We start from the raw sequence: 17,983 nt of genomic DNA on the forward strand, positions 1-17,983 counted from the left end.
CGCGGGAGGCGTCAGCGCTGGTACCGGTCGAGGACCCGCTGGCCATCGCCGGTCAGCTTGGAGCGCAGCGAGCCGAGACCGATCGAGCCGTTGTAGTACTCCTGGAAGGCGGGGGTGGCGATCTTGTCCTTCCACTCGGCGTAGCCGCGCACCCCGAGTACGGGGGAGGGGACCAGGTCGCCGGCCATCCGGCTGCCCGTGAGCCAGCCGTTCGCCGGAGTGCGCAGCGCCGGGTCCTTCAGCGCCGAGCGGCTATTGGGCAGCAGCCAGTCGCCGAGGGCGAGCCGGGCGGCGTTCTTGCCCTGGGTGAGGAAGGAGATGAAGTCGACCGCCGCCTGCTTGTGGTGCGAGTCCTGCGAGACCGAGAGGGTCTGCGGGACGACGCCCTGCGCGCTGCCGTGCGGACCGGGCCCCGCGGGCATCGGCAGGACGGTCCAGCCGAAGCCCTTGGGAGCCTGCTGCTGGACCTGCTGCCGGAAGGAGAAGTTCAGCGGGACCATGGCGTACTTGCCCGCGAAGAAGCCGGGCAGGGTGTCCGAACCGCCCATGCCCAGACTGCTCTTGGGCGCGGTGTGGTCGTCGTTGATCTGCCGGTTGATGACCTGGGACACCGCCGAGTCCGCGGCGTCGAAGCTCACCTTGTTCTTCCCGCCGGACGTCCTGAAGATCTGCCCGCCGGTCGACGCCGCGCTGTTGACGGACTGGCTCACCGGCTCCTTCATCGACCAGGCGACCCCGTACCGCCGGGTCTCGCCGCCCGGACCGCGGGCCGTGAGCTTCTTGGCGGCCTGCTCGAACTCGGCCCAGCTCCAGGGGTGGGCGGCGGTGGGGATCCGTACGCCGGAAGCCTTGAGCAGCTTGGTGTTGGCGACCATGACGCGTGGCTCCTGGAGGAACGGCACGCCGTAGATACCCTTGCCGAAGGTGGTCATGTCCCAGGACTGCCGCGGAATGTCCTTCTTCAGTGACGGCGGCAGCATCCCGCGGACGTCGGCGAGGTAGCCGCCGTACGCGAAGTCCGTGAGGTCCGACGCGTCGTCATGGATGATGTCCGGCGCCTGGCCGCCCTCGAAGGAGGTGAGCAGCTGGTCGTGGATGCCGTCCCAGCTTCCCTGCACATACTTCACCCGGACGTCGGGGTGCTGCTTGTTCCACTGCGCGACCAGGGCCTTGTTGGCGGCCACCGAGTCCTTCTGCCAGGCCAGGCTGAGGAATTGGAGCGTGATACGGCCCGATGAGCCGTCGCTCTTCGCTCCGCCGCAGCCGGCGACGAGGACGAGCCCGGCAGCGGCGGCCAGCGCCGTCACCGCGGTACGGATCCGGGCGGAGCGGCGGGTACGGATCCCGGTACGGGCGCGGGTACGGGTATGGGCGCGGGCCCGGACAGAGGTGCGCATCAGCCCTTCACCGCCCCTGCGAGCATGCCGCCGACCAGCCTGCGCTGGAGCAGGGCGAAGAAGAGCAGGCTGGGGATGGTCGCGATGACCGAGGCCGCGGCGAGCGGCCCCAGGTCGGCGACGCCCTCGGCGCCGAGGAAACGGGTCAGGATCACGGACATCGTCTGGTTCTCCGGGGACTTGAGGAGCACGAGGGCGAAGAAGAACTCGTTCCAGGCGGTGACGAAGGTGAACATCGCCGTCGCGACGAGCCCCGGGGTGAGCAGCGGGAAGACCACACTGACCAGGGTCCGCAGCCGCCCGGCGCCGTCGACGGCCGCGGCCTCCTCCAGCGTGACCGGCACGGCCTTGACGTACCCCTGGAGCATCCAGAGCGAGAACGGCAGGTTCCAGACCACGTACACCGCGATCAGACCGGCCAGCGAGTTGATCAGGTGCAGGTTCTTCAGCACCAGGAACAGCGGGATGATGATCAGGACGAACGGGAACATCTGGCTGACCAGCACCCAGCCGTTGGCCACCGTGGACATCCGGCTGCGGAAGCGGACCAGGGCGTAGGCGGCGGGCACCGCGAGCGCCACCGAGATCACCGTCGCGCTGCCCGCCACGATCAGGCTGTTGAGCGCCGAGTGCAGCAGCGGCTGCGCGTCGAACGCGGCCCTGAAGTTGTCCAGGGTCGGGTGCTGGGGAAGCCAGGTCGGGCTGATGGAGCCCAGCTCCCTGGGCGACTTGAACGCGGTGGACACCAGCCACACCAGCGGGAACGCCAGGAAGACCAGATAGCACAGGAGCGCCAGATACTGCCCGGTGCGGCCGGCCGTCCGCCGGGCCCTGAGCCGTGCGGGGACACTCATGCCGCCTCCTCGTTGAGCTTCTTGCGCAGGAACACGGTGAGGAGGACCGCGATGAGGGCGACCATCACCAGGCCCATCGCGGCCGCGTAGCCGAACTGGCCGTACTTGAAAGCCTCTTCGTACGAGAAGAGCATCGGCAGCCGGGTCTTGCCGCCGGGTCCGCCCTGCGTCAGCACATAGACCAGGCCGAAGGAGTTGAAGTTCCAGATGAAGTTCAGCGAGGTCACCGCGATCACCACCGGCCTGACCGCCGGCCAGGTGACGGTGGTGAAACGCCGCCACAGCCCGGCGCCGTCGAGCTGCGCGGCCTCCTTCAGCTCCACCGGCACGTTCTGCAGACCGGCCAGCAGCACCACGGTGGTCTGCGGCATCCCGGCCCAGACACCGACCACGATCACCGCCGGGAGCGCCACCGAGAGACTGGTCAGCCAGTCCACGTTGTCGCTGATCAGGTGCAGCTGCGTCAGGGTCTTGTTGAGGATGCCCGCGTCCGGGTGGTAGACGAGGCGCCACATGATCCCGACGACCACCTCGGGCATCGCCCACGGGACCAGCGCGAGTGTCCGGGCCAGCCAGCGGAAGCGCAGATTCTCGTTGAGCAGCAGCGCCAGGCCCAGCGCCATCACGAACTGCAGCACGGTGACGCTGACGGCCCAGACGATGCCGATCCGGAACGACTCCCAGAACAGCGAGTCGTGCAGCAGATCGGTGAAGTTGGCCAGCCCGGTGAACTGCGTCGACGTGGTGCGGCCCGCCTGCGAGTCGGTGAAGGCGAGCGAGATGCCGTACAGCAGCGGCCCCACGCTGAGCACCAGGACCGGGAGCAGGGCGGGTGCCAGCAGGAACCAGGCGCCCCGGTCCAGACCGAGCGCCCGTTTGCGCTGGTCAGGGGTGCGGGGCGGTGGGGTGCCGCGGTGGCCCGCGGCGTCTTTGCCACGGGCTGCGGTGAGACTCATACGGACCTCGGGTTCTCCAGGTCGGTCGCCGGCGCGGTGGAGGCGCGTACGACGAGGCGGGGTACGGCGGTGCTGTGCTGCGGGGCTTCGGGGGCCGCTCCCTGGCCGAGCCGGGCGAGCAGCAGCTCGGCCGCCCGCCTGCCGCGCTCGACGGAGCCCAGGTCGACGCTGGTCAGCGGCGGCCAGGCGGCCTGGGCCAGGGTGCTGTCGTCCATCCCGGCCACGGCGATGTCGTCGGGGATGCGCAGCCCGCGGGAGTGCAGGGTGCGGACCGCGCCGACGGCCAGCTGGTCGTTGGCGCAGAACAGCGCGTCGGGGGAGGCGGCCAGCAGCCGCTCGGCCGCCGCCGCGCCGGACTCGGTGGCGAAGCCGGTGCTCACCACGAGCGACTCGTCGTAGGGCAGGCCCAGGCTCTCCAGCGCCTTGCGGTAGCCGCTCGCACGGTTGCGGCCGGGCACGGTGTCGAGCGGGCCGTTGACGAAGGCGATCCTGCGCCGGCCCGTCTCGTGCAGATGGCGCACGGCGAGCCCGACACCGCGCACCGAGTCGGCGCGCACGCTGTCGACGGGGACGTTCTCCGGCAGCGATCCGATGATCACGACCGGGGCGGCCGCCGAAGCGAGCGCTTTCGCATAGGCGCCGGTGATGCGGATGGGGCAGAGGATCAGCCCGTCGCTGGTGCGGTCGCCGAGACTGCGGATCGCGGCCAGCTCGTCCTCCACGACCGCGTCGGTGGAGTGCAGCAGCAGCCGGTATCCGGCGGCCCGGGTGACGGCCTGGATGCCGCGGACCATCGCCACGTACACCGGGTTGCCGATGTCCTCCATCGCGAAGGTCAGCTGCCGGGTCCTGCCGCCCTTGAGCGAGCGGGCCACGGCGTTCGGTACGTAACCGAGCTCGGCGACCGCGCGCTCGACCCGGGAGACGGTGTCGGGGCGGGCGCCCACACCGTTGAGCACCCGGGAGACGGACGCGATGGACACCCCCGCGCGCTCGGCGATCGACACGATGGTCGGCGTCCCGTTCTGCGGCATGCCTGCCCCCTGAGCATCCGTGACGTGGAGTGGGTGAGCGAGTGAGCTGTAAACGTTTCCAGCAACTGGAAACGTTTACAGATACTGAAGACCCGTCTCCGGGACGTCAATGCGGCTGCCGTGTGATCCATGTCTCCATGGCGCTCCGGGGGGATCACATCCGGGCTGGTCCCGGCCCTCCGCGCCCCTGGTAAGTACGGCCTTCCTTGCTGGCGGGGGCCATTTTTCGTGCGTACTTTCGACTCTGTTCCCGGGTTCGCCGCGCGGAGCGGGGGCGCTGACGAAGAGAGAAGGGCGGGGACCGATGTCCATCATGGAGAACGAGGCGGCGCTGCACGAGGCGCACCGCGACAACCACACCCACCGGGACGTGAACGGCGGCTGGCTGCGCCCCGCCGTCTTCGGTGCGATGGACGGACTGGTCTCCAACCTCGCGCTGATGACCGGTGTCGCCGGTGGCGACGTCTCGCACCGCACCATCGTGATCACCGGGCTCGTGGGCCTGGCGGCCGGAGCCTTCTCGATGGCCGCGGGCGAGTACACATCGGTCGCCTCGCAGCGTGAGCTCGTCCAGGCCGAACTCGAGGTCGAGCGCCGGGAGTTGCGCAAGCACCCGCTGGACGAGATGCAGGAGCTGGCCGCGCTCTACGTCTCACGCGGGGTGGAGCCCCGACTGGCGGCCGAAGTCGCCGAGCAGCTCTCCCGCGACCCCGAGCAGGCGCTGGAGATCCACGCCAGGGAAGAGCTGGGCATCGACCCGGACGACCTGCCGTCCCCGCTGATCGCCGCCCTGTCGTCCTTCGGTGCCTTCGCGCTGGGCGCGCTGCTCCCGCTGCTGCCGTATCTGCTCGGCGCCACCGCGCTCTGGCCGGCGCTGCTGCTGGCGCTGATCGGGCTCTTCGGCTGCGGCGCCGTGGTGGCGCGGGTCACCGCGCGCTCCTGGTGGTACAGCGGGCTGCGGCAGCTGGCGCTGGGCGGAGCGGCGGCCGGGATCACGTACGCGCTGGGAGCGCTCTTCGGCACCGCGGTGGGCTGACCGGCCGGGGGCGGCTTCGGGCGCACGGCGGGGTGAGGCTTTATGCAGGGTGCATCATAGGTATCGAGGTATCGGTTACCCGGCGGTTTTGAGTGCTGAACCACCGGGCATAAGGCGGAAGCGCCGCAGGCAACGTCGCCTGCTCCGTTCCGGGCCCCACGGACGCCGATCCGGCCGTGTCGCCCCCACCTCCACCGCTCTGCGGTGTCCGCATGCTGGAATGAAACATCCGGTTTTCGAGAAGCATTCCATCATGTAACCTGCTCGAAATTTCGCAGAGGGCCAACGTCGTCCCTATGCACTTGCATATGCCACGACGACGACGGGAGAGCCGATGCGCATCCACGCCTGGTCGCCCATGGAGGGTCGCCCCGCCCCGCAGGGGATGTACGACCCCAGCAACGAACACGACGCCTGCGGTGTCGGGTTCGTGGCCACTCTTACCGGCGTGGCCAGCCACGAGCTGGTCGAGCAGGCGCTGACCGTACTGCGCAATCTCGAACACCGCGGCGCCACCGGATCCGAGCCGGACTCCGGCGACGGCGCGGGAATCCTGCTCCAGGTGCCGGACGCCTTCCTGCGTGAGGCCACCGGATTCGAGCTCCCCGAAGCGGGCGCGTACGCCGTCGGTATCGGCTTCCTGCCGCTCGACGACAGCCCCGCCGCCGTCTCACGGATCGAGACGCTGGCCGCGGAGGAAGGGCTCACCGTCCTCGGCTGGCGCGAGGTCCCGGTGACCCCGGACCTGCTGGGCAGCGGCGCCCGCGCCACGATGCCCGAATTCCGCCAGCTCTTCGTCGCCGACGCGCCCCAGGGCCAGGACGCCCCCGCGACGGGCATCGCGCTCGACCGCAAGGCATTCGTCCTGCGCAAGCGCGCCGAGCGCGAGGCCGGTGTCTACTTCCCGTCGCTCTCCGCCCGCACGATCGTCTACAAGGGCATGCTCACCACGGGGCAGCTGGAGCCGTTCTTCCCTGACCTCTCCGACCGCCGCTTCGCCACCGCGGTCGCCCTGGTCCACTCGCGCTTCTCCACCAACACCTTCCCGAGCTGGCCGCTCGCCCACCCGTACCGCTTCGTCGCGCACAACGGCGAGATCAACACGGTCAAGGGCAACCGCAACTGGATGAAGGCCCGCGAGTCCCAGCTCGCGTCCGACCTCTTCGGACCGCAGAAGCTGGACCGGATCTTCCCCCTGTGCACCCCGGACGCCTCGGACTCCGCCTCCTTCGACGAGGTCCTGGAGCTCCTGCACCTCGGCGGCCGCTCGCTCCCGCACTCCGTGCTGATGATGGTCCCCGAGGCGTGGGAGAACCACGAGTCGATGGACCCGGCACGACGGGCCTTCTACCAGTACCACGCGACGATGATGGAGCCCTGGGACGGCCCCGCCTGCGTCACCTTCACCGACGGCACCCAGGTCGGCGCGGTCCTCGACCGCAACGGTCTGCGCCCCGGCCGCTACTGGGTGACCGACGACGGCCTCGTCGTCCTCTCCTCCGAGGTCGGCGTCCTGGACATCGACCCCGCGAAGGTCGTCCGCAAGGGCCGGCTGCAGCCCGGCCGGATGTTCCTCGTCGACACCGCCGAGCACCGCATCATCGAGGACGACGAGATCAAGGCCGGCCTCGCCGCCGAGCAGCCGTACGAGGAGTGGCTGGAGAGCGGCGAGATCGAGCTGGAGGACCTCCCCGAGCGTGAGCACATCGTGCACACCCACGCCTCGGTCACCCGCCGCCAGCAGACCTTCGGCTACACCGAGGAGGAGCTGCGCGTCATCCTCGCGCCGATGGCCCGCACCTCGGGCGAGCCGCTCGGCTCCATGGGCACGGACTCGCCGATCGCCGCGCTCTCCGCGCGCCCCCGGCTGCTCTTCGACTACTTCACCCAGCTCTTCGCGCAGGTCACCAACCCGCCGCTGGACGCCATCCGCGAGGAGCTCGTCACCTCGCTGCGCTCCACGCTCGGCCCCGCCGGCAACATCCTGGAGCCCACCGCGGCCGCCTGCCGCAGTGTCACGCTGCCCTTCCCGGTGATCGACAACGACGAGCTGGCCAAGCTCATACACATCAACGCCGACGGCGACATGCCGGGGATGAAGGCCGCGACGCTCGCCGGTCTCTACCGGGTGAGCGGCGGCGGCGAGGCCCTCGCCGCCCGGCTCAAGGACATCTGCGACGAGACCGACGCCGCCATCGAGGCGGGCGCCCGGCTCATCGTGCTCTCCGACCGGCACTCCGACGCCGAGCACGCCCCGATCCCCTCGCTGCTGCTCACATCGGCCGTCCACCACCACCTCATCCGCACCAAGCAGCGCACCCAGGTGGGGCTGCTCGTCGAGGCCGGTGACGTCCGCGAGGTGCACCATGTCGCGCTGCTCATCGGATACGGCGCCGCCGCCGTCAACCCGTACCTCGCCATGGAGTCCGTCGAGGACCTGGTCCGCGCCGGCACCTTCATCGAGGGCCTGGAGCCCGAGCAGGCCATCCGCAACCTGATCTACGCCCTCGGCAAGGGCGTCCTGAAGGTCATGTCCAAGATGGGCATCTCGACCGTCGCCTCCTACCGGGGCGCCCAGGTCTTCGAGGCCGTCGGCCTCGACCAGTCCTTCGTCGACACGTACTTCAACGGCACCGCGACCAAGATCGGCGGCGCCGGACTCGACGTCGTCGCCACCGAGGTCGCCGCCCGGCACGCCAAGGCGTACCCGGCGTCCGGCATCTCCGCATCGCACCGCAAGCTGGAGATCGGCGGCGAGTACCAGTGGCGCCGCGAGGGCGAGCCGCACCTCTTCGACCCGGACACCGTCTTCCGCCTCCAGCACGCGGCGCGCTCCGGCCGGTACGACATCTTCAAGAAGTACACGGACCGGGTGAACGAGCAGTCCGAGCGGCTGATGACGCTCCGCGGCCTGTTCGGCTTCGCCGCCGGCCGCGAGTCCATCCCGCTCGACGAGGTGGAGCCCGCATCCGAGATCGTCAAGCGCTTCTCGACCGGCGCCATGTCGTACGGCTCCATCTCCAAGGAGGCGCACGAGACCCTCGCCATCGCCATGAACCAGCTGGGCGGCAAGTCCAACACCGGTGAGGGCGGCGAGGACGCCGACCGGCTGTACGACCCGGCGCGCCGCTCGTCCATCAAGCAGGTCGCGTCCGGCCGCTTCGGTGTGACCAGCGAGTACCTGGTCAACGCGGACGACATCCAGATCAAGATGGCGCAGGGCGCGAAGCCCGGCGAGGGCGGCCAGCTGCCCGGCCACAAGGTCTACCCGTGGGTCGCCAAGACGCGTCACAGCACCCCCGGCGTCGGCCTGATCTCGCCGCCGCCGCACCACGACATCTACTCCATCGAGGATCTCGCCCAGCTGATCCACGACCTCAAGAACGCCAACCCGGCGGCCCGCATCCATGTGAAGCTGGTCTCCGAGGTCGGTGTCGGCACGGTCGCCGCCGGCGTCTCCAAGGCACACGCGGACGTCGTCCTCATCTCAGGACACGACGGCGGCACCGGCGCGTCCCCGCTGACCTCGCTGAAGCACGCGGGCGGCCCCTGGGAGCTCGGCCTCGCCGAGACCCAGCAGACGCTGCTGCTCAACGGCCTGCGCGACCGCATCGTCGTACAGACCGACGGCCAGCTGAAGACCGGCCGTGACGTCATCATCGCCGCGCTCCTCGGCGCCGAGGAGTTCGGCTTCGCGACCGCGCCGCTCGTCGTCTCCGGCTGCGTCATGATGCGCGTCTGCCACCTCGACACCTGCCCGGTCGGCATCGCCACCCAGAACCCGGTGCTGCGCGAGCGCTTCTCCGGCAAGGCCGAGTACATCGTGAACTTCTTCCGGTTCATCGCCGAAGAGGTCCGCGAGCTCCTCGCCGAGCTGGGCTTCCGTACGCTCGAAGAGGCCGTCGGCCACGCCGAGCTGCTCGACACCGAGCGGGCCGTGAACCACTGGAAGGCGCAGGGGCTCGAACTCGCCCCGCTCTTCCACGTCCCCGACCTGCCCGACGGCTCGGTACGCCACCGGACCGCGGCGCAGGACCACGGCCTGGAGAAGGCGCTCGACAACCAGCTGATCAAGCTGGCGGCCGACGCACTGGCCGCCGACTCGGCCGAGGCCGCCCAGCCGGTCCGCGCCCAGGCCGCCATCCGGAACATCAACCGGACCGTCGGCACGATGCTCGGCCACGAGGTGACGAAGAAGTTCGGCGGCGCCGGCCTGCCGGACGACACCATCGACATCACCTTCACCGGCTCCGCGGGCCAGTCCTTCGGCGCCTTCGCCCCACGCGGGGTGACACTCCGGCTTGAGGGCGACGCCAACGACTACGTCGGCAAGGGGCTCTCCGGCGGCCGGGTCGTCGTCCGCCCGGACCGCGGTGCCGAGCACCTCGCCGAGTACTCCACCATCGCGGGCAACACCATCGCGTACGGCGCGACCGGCGGCGAGCTGTTCCTGCGCGGCCGCACCGGCGAGCGGTTCTGTGTCCGCAACTCCGGCGCGACGGTCGTCTCGGAAGGCGTGGGCGACCACGGCTGCGAGTACATGACCGGCGGGCACGCCGTGGTCATCGGCGAGACCGGACGGAACTTCGCCGCCGGTATGTCGGGCGGTGTCGCGTACGTCATCGACCTGGACCGCGACAACGTCAACGCCGGCAACGCCGGTGCGATCGAGCAGATCGACGAGACCGACAAGCAGTGGCTGCACGACGTCGTGCGCCGCCACCAGGAGGAGACCGGCTCCACCGTGGCCGAGAAGCTGCTGGCCGACTGGGACACCGCGGCCGCCCGCTTCAGCAAGATCATCCCCACCACCTACAAGGCAGTGCTCGCCGCCAAGGACGCCGCTGAGCAGGCAGGTCTCACCGAGAACGAGACCACCGAGAAGATGATGGAGGCGGCGACCAATGGCTGACCCCAAGGGCTTTCTGACCACGGACCGCGAGGTCGCGAAGACCCGCCCCGTCGAGGAGCGGGTGAAGGACTGGAACGAGGTCTACGTTCCCGGGTCCCTGCTGCCGATCATCAGCAAGCAGGCCGGCCGCTGCATGGACTGCGGCATCCCCTTCTGCCACAACGGCTGTCCGCTGGGGAACCTCATCCCCGAGTGGAACGACTACGCCTACCGCGAGGACTGGTCGGCGGCGTCCGAGCGGCTGCACGCCACCAACAACTTCCCGGAGTTCACCGGGCGCCTCTGCCCGGCTCCCTGCGAGTCGGCGTGTGTCCTCGGCATCAACCAGCCCGCCGTCACCATCAAGAACGTCGAAGTCTCGATCATCGACAAGGCGTGGGACAGCGGCGACGTCACCCCGCAGCCGCCCGAGCGGCTCTCCGGCAAGACGGTCGCGGTCATCGGCTCCGGACCGGCCGGTCTCGCCGCCGCCCAGCAGCTGACCCGCGCCGGGCACACGGTCGCCGTCTACGAGCGCGCCGACCGCATCGGCGGACTGCTCAGGTACGGCATCCCCGCGTTCAAGATGGAGAAGTCCCACATCAACCGGCGCATCGAGCAGATGCGCGCGGAGGGCACCAAGTTCCGCACCGAGACGGAGATCGGCCGCGACATCGACGCGGCGAAGCTCCGCCGCAGGTACGACGCGGTGGTCATCGCGGCCGGTGCGACGGTCTCCCGCGACCTGCCCGTACCGGGCCGCGAGCTGAACGGCATCCACTTCGCCATGGAGTACCTGCCGCTCGCCAACAAGGTGCAGGAGGGCGACCTCACGGTGGCCCCCATCACCGCCGAGGGCAAGCACGTCGTGGTCATCGGCGGCGGCGACACCGGCGCGGACTGCGTGGGCACCGCCCACCGCCAGGGCGCCGCGTCCGTCACCCAGCTGGAGATCATGCCCCGCCCCGGCGAGGAGCGGAACCCGGGCCAGCCCTGGCCGACCTTCCCGATGCTCTACAAGGTCACCTCCGCGCACGAGGAGGGCGGCGAGCGCATCTACGCCGTCTCGACCACCCACTTCGAGGGCTCGGAGCCCGAGGAGGGGGAGACGGTCGGGAACGTCAAGTACCTGCACCTGGTCGAGGTGGAGTTCAAGGACGGCAAGCTGGAGCAGCAGCCGGGCACCGAACGCCGCATCCCCGCCGAGCTGGTCACCCTGGCCATGGGCTTCACCGGCACCGACCAGGCCAACGGCCTCGTCCAGCAGTTCGGCCTCGAACTCGACGCCCGCGGCAACATCGCCCGCGACGCCGACTTCGCGACCAATGTGCCCGGCGTGTACGTTGCTGGTGACGCGGGCCGCGGTCAGTCGCTGATCGTCTGGGCGATCGCCGAGGGCCGCTCGGCGGCGCGCGGCGTGGACCGTTTCCTCACGGGCGCCAGCGAGCTGCACGCCCCGATCAAGCCGACGGACCGGGCACTGACGGTCTGACGGCCCCCAAAAGAACGTCCCGCACAATGGGGTGCGGAACTGAACGCGGCGCCTGCCTTGTCCCCGACCGGACACTGGGTGGGCGCCGTGGCGCGTCCCGGGGCGACGAGAGAGTGGAGCGGTTCGCATCATGACGGTACGGATACTGCGGGCCGCGGGCCGGGCGGCCGCGCCCTGGAAGAACGGCGGCGGCGTCACCCGTGAGATCGCCGCCGGGCCCGAGGACGCCGGGATGGACGCCTTCGCCTGGCGGGTGAGCCTGGCCGATGTCGGCGCCGACGGGCCGTTCTCCGTCTTCCCCGAGGTCACCAGGGTCCTCACCGTGGTGGAGGGCGCGGGGATGGAGCTGACGGCCGGCGGGGTCCCGCTGCGCGCGGACGAGCGCTTCGTGCCGCACCGGTTCGCCGGTGACGTGGCGACGCACGGGCGGCTGCTCGAAGGCCCCGTCGTCAACTTCAACGTGATGTACCGCGAGGCGCTCACCGACGCGCTCGTCTCGGTCGTACGCGGCAGGCTCACCGTCGCCGTCCCGCCGGAGGCCACCGTGCTGGTCGTCGCGCTGGACGGGACCGCGGTCCTGGAGGACACGGGCACGGGGACAGGCACGGGCACGGGGACGGGCACGGGCGTGGCGCTGGGGCCCTATGACGCGGCGGTGGTGACCGGGGAGTCCCCCGGTGTGCTGCGGGCCGACGGTCACACAGCCCTGGTCACCCTGCGGAGCAGGCAGCGCAGCGCCTGAATTCCCTTGCCCCGCACGCGTGTTGAGGCATGATGCGATCATGACTTCATTTGTGCGCCATGTGACGGTCGACTGCGCCAACGCCTATGAGCTGGGCAGCTTCTGGGCCAAGGTCCTCGATATCCCGCTCACCGACGAGGACAAGCCCGGCGACCCCGAGGCGCTGATCCAGGCCACCGGCTTCGGGCTGCTCTTCATCCAGGTGCCCGAGCCCAAGCAGATCAAGAACCGTCTGCATCTGGACCTCCAGCCGACGGACCGCACCCGGGAGGCGGAGGTCGAGCGGCTGCTCGCGCTGGGCGCCACGCTCGTCGAGGACCACCGCAGGCCCGACGGGCGGGGGTGGGCGACGCTGGCCGACATCGAGGGCAATGAGTTCTGTGTCGAGCGGAGCACGGCCGAACGGTCCGGGGACTGACCCGGGGGCTGAAACGTCAGTGCCGGACGAGGCAGAAGGGGTGCCCCGCGGGGTCCGCGTAGATGCGCCAGCCGGGCGCGCTGTCGTCGAGCAGACTGGCGCCCGCGTCCAGCACCTCGACCTCCGCCCGGTCGAGGTCGGGCACGCCGAAGTCCAGATGGAACTGCTGGGGCCTGGTCGGGTCGGGCCAGGCCGGCGCGCGGTGGTTCTCGGCGCGCTGGAAACCCAGGACAAGACCGGACGCGGTGTGCAGCGTGGTCCAGTCGGAGCTGAGTTCCCAGCGGGGGTCGGGTCGGTCGATGCTGCCGCCGAGGACTGCCCGGTAGAACGCGGCCAGGTCTGCGGGTTCGGGGCAGTCCAGCACTATGCACTGCAATTCGGCGATCATGCCCGGAATCCTAGGCTGCGGGCCGCCGGGCCCTGTACGGGGAGGGGGCGTCCCGTACGTCATGGGCGCGGGGTGAACGCCAATCGAACAGTGGCGGGACTCCCTCACTCCTTCCGGTTCGCCGCCCGGGTATCTCGCCGTCCTCCGCCGGCTTACCCGGCGGTCCTGGTTTTCGCGGCAACTGTTCTTGCGCTGAGGCGAGTTGGCCGGACGCCCTGCTCCGTACGGGCCCGGAACCACCGGTCGGAGGCGTGCGGGGAGATCATCCGGGTGCCGTTGCGTCCAGACATCCGGGCGACAAGCGTGCTAGGCTGACGTTGTTGCAGTTTTGGTACCCATGAACTTTATGTGCGCCTGACGGGAATGCTCCGACAGGCGCATTATTGTTTTCCGGCTTTCTCCGGATGGGGTTCAATGCGGCGACGCGGAATTCGTAAAGTGCGAATTTCCGGCACTGCACCTGTTGAGGAGAATGTTATGGCCACCGGTACCGTGAAGTGGTTCAACTCGGAAAAGGGCTTCGGCTTCATCGAGCAGGACGGCGGCGGCGCCGACGTCTTCGCCCACTACTCGAACATCGCCACCCAGGGCTTCCGTGAGCTCCAGGAGGGCCAGAAGGTCTCCTTCGACGTCACGCAGGGCCAGAAGGGCCCGCAGGCGGAGAACATCGTCCCGGCCTAATTGTCGGACGCGTACCTCGCTGACCGGGGCCCGCACCTCCAAGGTGCGGGTCCCGGTTTGTGCTGTCCTACATCCGGCAGGAAGGCTTGAACCGCATGACCCGCTCCGCTGAACGCCCGGCACGTCCCGCACGCACCAGTCCGCCGAGGGGCCGAGGCAAGGCCCCCGCAAAGTCTCCGGCCCGCAAGGCAGCTCCCAGGCCGGCCGAATTCACGCTGCCGGACACCATCACCCCCGCGCTGCCCGCCGTCGAGGCGTTCGCCGAGCTGGACATGCCCGCCGCGCTCCTGAAGACCCTCGCGGCCCAGGGCGTGACCGACCCCTTCCCGATCCAGGCCGCGACGCTGCCGAACTCCCTCGCGGGCCGTGACCTGCTGGGCCGCGGCCGCACCGGCTCCGGCAAGACGCTCGCCTTCGGGCTCGCCATGCTGGCCCGGGTCGCGGGCCGCCGCGCCGAGCCGAAGGCGCCGCTGGCGCTCGTGCTGGTGCCCACCCGTGAGCTGGCCCAGCAGGTCACCGACGCGCTCACGCCGTACGCCACCTCGGTCCAGCTGCGGCTGACCACGGTCGTCGGCGGGATGTCGATCTCCCGGCAGTCCGGCGCGCTGCGGCGCGGCGCCGAGGTCCTGGTCGCCACCCCGGGCCGGCTCAAGGACCTCATCGAGCGCGGCGACTGCCGCCTCGACCAGGTCGGCATCACCGTGCTCGACGAGGCCGACCAGATGGCCGACATGGGGTTCATGCCGCAGGTCACCGCCCTGCTCAAGCAGGTCGAGCCCGGCGGTCAGCGGATGCTGTTCTCGGCCACCCTGGACAAGAACATCGACCGGCTGGTCAAGATGTTCCTGACCGACCCGGTCGTGCACTCCGTCGACCCGTCCGCGGGCGCGGTGACCACGATGGACCACCACGTCCTCTACGTCGCCGACGAGACCGACAAGAAGGCCGTCACGACCCGTATCGCGGCCCGCGACGGCCGGGTGATCCTCTTCCTGGACACCAAGCGCTCCGTGGACCGCCTGGTGAAGCGGCTGCTGGCCAGCGGCGTACGGGCGGGCGGGCTGCACGGCGGCCGCTCCCAGCCGCAGCGCAACCGCACCCTCGACCAGTTCAAGAACGGCCAGGTCACCGCCTTGGTCGCGACCAACGTCGCGGCGCGCGGCATCCACATCGACGACCTCGACCTGGTCGTCAACGTGGACCCGCCCACCGACCACAAGGACTACGTCCACCGCGGCGGGCGCACCGCGCGGGCCGGTGAGTCGGGCAGCGTCGTCACCCTGGTGCTCCCGGAGCAGAAGCGCGAGATGACCCGGCTGATGTCCGACGCGGGCATCACCCCCAGGACCGCCAGGGTCAGGTCGAGCGACGAGGAGCTCACCCGGATCACCGGGGCGCAGGAGCCTTCGGGCGTCGCGATCGTCATCGACGTACCGCAGCAGGCCACCGCGCCGCAGCGGCGTTCCAGGCCCAGCAGGCCCGCGAACGGGGCCGGCGCCCCGGCAGGTCAGGGCCGCGGGAGCCGGGGCCGCCGTGGCGGTCAGGGCCAGGGCGGCGGAGGCGGCCAGGGCGGTCAGGGCCGTGGCGGCGCAGGCCGTGGTGCCGGTGGCGGTGGCCAGGGGCGCGGCGGTCAGGGCCGTGGTGGCCAGGGCGGCCGCAGGGCCGCCGCCTGACGGACCGAGCGCGGCCGGGCCCTGCCGTCAGACGGCGGGCCCGGCGTCAGTGCGGGGGGTGCAGGTCGATACGGACCGTCAGCAGCTCCGTCCCCATGGCCCGTACGGTCGCCGCGTTCAGCGCGCGCAGCGGACGCCCCCGGGCGAGGGTGCGCTGCCGTGCGTACGGGTCGTCGTCGGGGAGCAGTTCCGCCGTCCCCGGCACCCAGACGGAGCGCCGTCCAGCGCGGAGGCGTACCCGCACGTCAGGGCAGTCCCGGATGTTGCGGACGTACCCGGCGTGCATGCCGTGTTCCGCGACGATCCAGAACACCCGCCCGTCCCTGCCCTCGCCGACCGGCGTGGTGCGGATCTGCCCGGTGACCCGCCCGCGCGTTTCGAGCAGCGCGTAACCGGGCGCGGCCCCGAGCCGCAGCAGCAGCCGGACCGGCGGGTTGATCAGATACCGCTGGAGCGGCCGCACCAGTGCGTGCTTCGTCTCTACGCGCATGGGACACACCCTAGGTGTCGCGTTTCTCAGGTGTCGCATTCCAGGACGGTGTGGCACAGCCCGCAGCGCGCCCGCACCCGGCCGCGGACCGGCACCCTGATCCGCTGATGGCAGGTGGGGCAGGCGAAACTGACGCGCAGTCCGTCCGGTGCCTGCTCGAAGGCGTACGGCAGGCCGGGAGCGGAGCGGCCGCCGTTCTCCAGCGCGTTTCTGCGGTGCTTCGCGTAGGCGCGGCGCCCGGCCCACCCGGCCGCGGTCAGCGGCGGACGGCTGCCGTCCTGGCCGGCCCTGGCCCGCCCCTTCGTGTACGCCGTGTACGCCTGCGGGCTGGTGAACCAGATCGACGGGTCCTCGTCGAAGAGCACCGCCCGCTTCGCCAGCACATACCCGAACTCCTCCGGGGTGAGATAGCCGAGCTTCTGGCTGGACACCGCGTCCTCGCGGAACGCGTCGAGCAGCAGCCAGCCCGCCCCGAGGTAGGCCGCCGCCGTGTCGGTGAGGATCTCGTTGTCCCGGGTCCCCGCGAAGCCGAGGCCGAGCCGGTGCAGCAGCACATGGGTGACCTCATGGGCGAGCGCCGCCCCGATGTCGGCCCTGTGGGTACGGAAACGGTCGTTGAGCTCGATGAAGTACTCCGGCCCCGCCGCCAGTTCGACCGCCGCCGCGTGCTCCATCTCGCGGAAGCCGACGATCATCCGGGCGTCGGGCAGCCGCAGATGGTGGACCAGCGCACGGGCCACCCGCTGGGTGCCCAGATGCAGATCGTCCAGGTCGGAGAAGGCGGCGTCGACGGGGGCGAGGCTCGGCGCGTAGCTGAGGACACCGTCGTACGAGAGGCGCCTGTGGAGCGCCGTGATCGCCGCCTGCACCGTCTCCAGGTGCGGAAAACCGTGTACGACCTCGCTGCCGTCCGTCACACGTCCACTCTACGACCGGGCGGAAACCCCGGACAGCGGCCATTGTCGTGGGAGCAGCCCGTTCCGGACGGTGGGACCAGGTCCTGCCCCGGGCAGGGCTTGAGGATCCCTCAGCCCCCACGAGAGGAAGCCCGTTGAACCAGTCAGAGCGCACCATCGGACGATGCGCGGCCGCCGGCGCCGCCGTACTCGCAGTCCTCAGCCTCCAGCCCGCCCCGGCCTCGGCCGCCGCCCCCGAACCCGTCGTCGGAGGCACCCGGGTGGCGGAGGGCCAGTACCCCTTTATGGTGCATCTCTCCCAGGGATGCGGCGGCGCCCTCTACGCCAAGGACATCGTCCTCACCGCGGCCCACTGCGTGTCGGGCTCCGGCGCCAACACCTCCATCACCGCGACCGCGGGCTCCGTCGACCTGCAGGGCCCGCAGGCCGTGCACATCAAGTCCACCCAGGTCATCCAGGCCCCCGGCTACGACGGCAAGGGCAAGGACTGGGCGCTGATCAAACTGGCCAAGCCCTTCGACCTGCCGACCCTGCCCACCGTCACCAGTACGGCGTACGACAAGGGAACCTTCACGATCGCGGGCTGGGGCTCCACGAGCGAGAACGGCGGCCAGCAGCGCTATCTGCGGCAGGCGACGGTCCCCTATGTCACCGACGCGCAGTGCGGTGAGGCGTACGGATCGCAGTTCAACGCCGGTGACGAGATCTGCGCCGGCGATGTCGAGAAGGGCGGGGTCGACACCTGCCAGGGCGACTCAGGCGGCCCGATGTTCCGCAAGGACGACCAGGGGGAGTGGGTCCAGGTCGGGATCGTCAGCTTCGGCCAGGGCTGCGCCGAGCCGGGCTACCCCGGGGTGTACGCCCAGGTGTCGGCGCTCTCGGCGGACATCAAGGCGGCCGCGGACACGCTGCACTGAGACGGGCCGCGGGCAGCACATCGCTTTAGTCCAACAGCTGTCCCTCCTTTGTCCATAGGCTCACACGCCCCGCCCCTCCATCGTGACGTGCACGGAT

At 70.5% G+C, this 17,983-nt stretch carries 14 protein-coding genes and 1 pseudogene; 8 read left to right on the top strand and 7 right to left on the bottom strand.

Translation table 11 applies throughout. From position 1 onward, the window contains the following. Nucleotides 1-11: 11 nt before the first annotated feature. The 4 genes from OG510_RS29020 to OG510_RS29035 are packed head-to-tail and all read right to left on the bottom strand — an operon-like array spanning nucleotide 12 to nucleotide 4,241. On the bottom strand, nucleotides 12-1,397 hold the full coding sequence (locus tag OG510_RS29020) for an ABC transporter substrate-binding protein (RefSeq protein WP_406140693.1): 1,386 nt from the start codon (nucleotides 1,395-1,397) through the stop codon (nucleotides 12-14). Further along, entirely contained in the window at nucleotides 1,397-2,251 is an 855-nt protein-coding gene (locus OG510_RS29025; protein ID WP_164265996.1) for a carbohydrate ABC transporter permease, read from the bottom strand. The genes OG510_RS29020 and OG510_RS29025 overlap by 1 nt, the downstream gene beginning before the upstream one ends. Further along, entirely contained in the window at nucleotides 2,248-3,207 is a 960-nt protein-coding gene (locus OG510_RS29030) for a carbohydrate ABC transporter permease (RefSeq protein ID WP_406140695.1), read from the bottom strand. Before OG510_RS29030 ends, OG510_RS29025 begins: the two co-directional genes overlap by 4 nt. Then, on the bottom strand, nucleotides 3,204-4,241 hold the full coding sequence (locus OG510_RS29035; RefSeq protein WP_406140696.1) for a LacI family DNA-binding transcriptional regulator: 1,038 nt from the start codon (nucleotides 4,239-4,241) through the stop codon (nucleotides 3,204-3,206). Before OG510_RS29035 ends, OG510_RS29030 begins: the two co-directional genes overlap by 4 nt. 304 nt (nucleotides 4,242-4,545) lie before the next feature. Between OG510_RS29035 and OG510_RS29040 the strand changes: the two genes are divergently transcribed. The 5 genes and pseudogenes from OG510_RS29040 to OG510_RS29060 all read left to right on the top strand — a co-directional run. Further along, on the top strand, nucleotides 4,546-5,277 hold the full coding sequence (locus OG510_RS29040; protein ID WP_164265993.1) for a VIT1/CCC1 transporter family protein: 732 nt from the start codon (nucleotides 4,546-4,548) through the stop codon (nucleotides 5,275-5,277). 334 nt (nucleotides 5,278-5,611) lie between these two features. Continuing rightward, nucleotides 5,612-10,189 carry a glutamate synthase large subunit gene (gltB, locus tag OG510_RS29045; protein ID WP_406140697.1) on the top strand — a complete coding sequence of 1,526 codons (4,578 nt, stop codon included), beginning with the start codon at nucleotides 5,612-5,614 and terminating at the stop codon, nucleotides 10,187-10,189. Continuing rightward, on the top strand, nucleotides 10,182-11,660 hold the full coding sequence (locus tag OG510_RS29050; protein ID WP_406140699.1) for a glutamate synthase subunit beta: 1,479 nt from the start codon (nucleotides 10,182-10,184) through the stop codon (nucleotides 11,658-11,660). The genes gltB and OG510_RS29050 overlap by 8 nt, the downstream gene beginning before the upstream one ends. Before the next feature lie 130 nt (nucleotides 11,661-11,790). Further along, entirely contained in the window at nucleotides 11,791-12,402 is a 612-nt protein-coding gene (locus OG510_RS29055; protein WP_406140700.1) for a HutD family protein, read from the top strand. Between the two features lie 40 nt (nucleotides 12,403-12,442). Continuing rightward, nucleotides 12,443-12,811, top strand: a pseudogene (locus OG510_RS29060) (VOC family protein); the annotation flags it as partial. 25 nt (nucleotides 12,812-12,836) lie between these two features. On the opposite strand, the gene OG510_RS29065 reads toward OG510_RS29060, so the two are convergent. Next, the gene (locus tag OG510_RS29065) at nucleotides 12,837-13,208 is read right to left on the bottom strand and encodes a VOC family protein (RefSeq protein WP_164265988.1); all 372 of its coding nucleotides are present in this window, start codon (nucleotides 13,206-13,208) and stop codon (nucleotides 12,837-12,839) included. A 477-nt stretch (nucleotides 13,209-13,685) separates the two neighbouring features. On the opposite strand from OG510_RS29065, the gene OG510_RS29070 reads away from it, so the two are divergent. Together OG510_RS29070 and OG510_RS29075 are read left to right on the top strand one after the other, a co-directional pair. Further along, nucleotides 13,686-13,889, top strand: coding sequence for a cold-shock protein (locus OG510_RS29070; protein WP_015607926.1), 204 nt, complete (start codon nucleotides 13,686-13,688; stop codon nucleotides 13,887-13,889). Between the two features lie 95 nt (nucleotides 13,890-13,984). After that, nucleotides 13,985-15,562, top strand: coding sequence for a DEAD/DEAH box helicase (locus OG510_RS29075; protein WP_406140701.1), 1,578 nt, complete (start codon nucleotides 13,985-13,987; stop codon nucleotides 15,560-15,562). A 46-nt stretch (nucleotides 15,563-15,608) separates the two neighbouring features. On the opposite strand, the gene OG510_RS29080 is transcribed toward OG510_RS29075, so the two are convergent. Next, nucleotides 15,609-16,052, bottom strand: coding sequence for a nitroreductase/quinone reductase family protein (locus OG510_RS29080; RefSeq protein WP_406140703.1), 444 nt, complete (start codon nucleotides 16,050-16,052; stop codon nucleotides 15,609-15,611). 26 nt (nucleotides 16,053-16,078) lie between these two features. Continuing rightward, nucleotides 16,079-16,969, bottom strand: coding sequence for a hypothetical protein (locus tag OG510_RS29085; protein WP_406140704.1), 891 nt, complete (start codon nucleotides 16,967-16,969; stop codon nucleotides 16,079-16,081). Nucleotides 16,970-17,103: 134 nt separating this feature from the next. On the opposite strand from OG510_RS29085, the gene OG510_RS29090 reads away from it, so the two are divergent. Continuing rightward, nucleotides 17,104-17,886, top strand: coding sequence for a S1 family peptidase (locus OG510_RS29090; RefSeq protein WP_406140705.1), 783 nt, complete (start codon nucleotides 17,104-17,106; stop codon nucleotides 17,884-17,886). Nucleotides 17,887-17,983: the final 97 nt, after the last annotated feature.

Origin of the sequence: Streptomyces sp. NBC_01089 (assembly GCF_045162975.1) — a bacterium.
GTDB lineage: Bacteria > Actinomycetota > Actinomycetes > Streptomycetales > Streptomycetaceae > Streptomyces.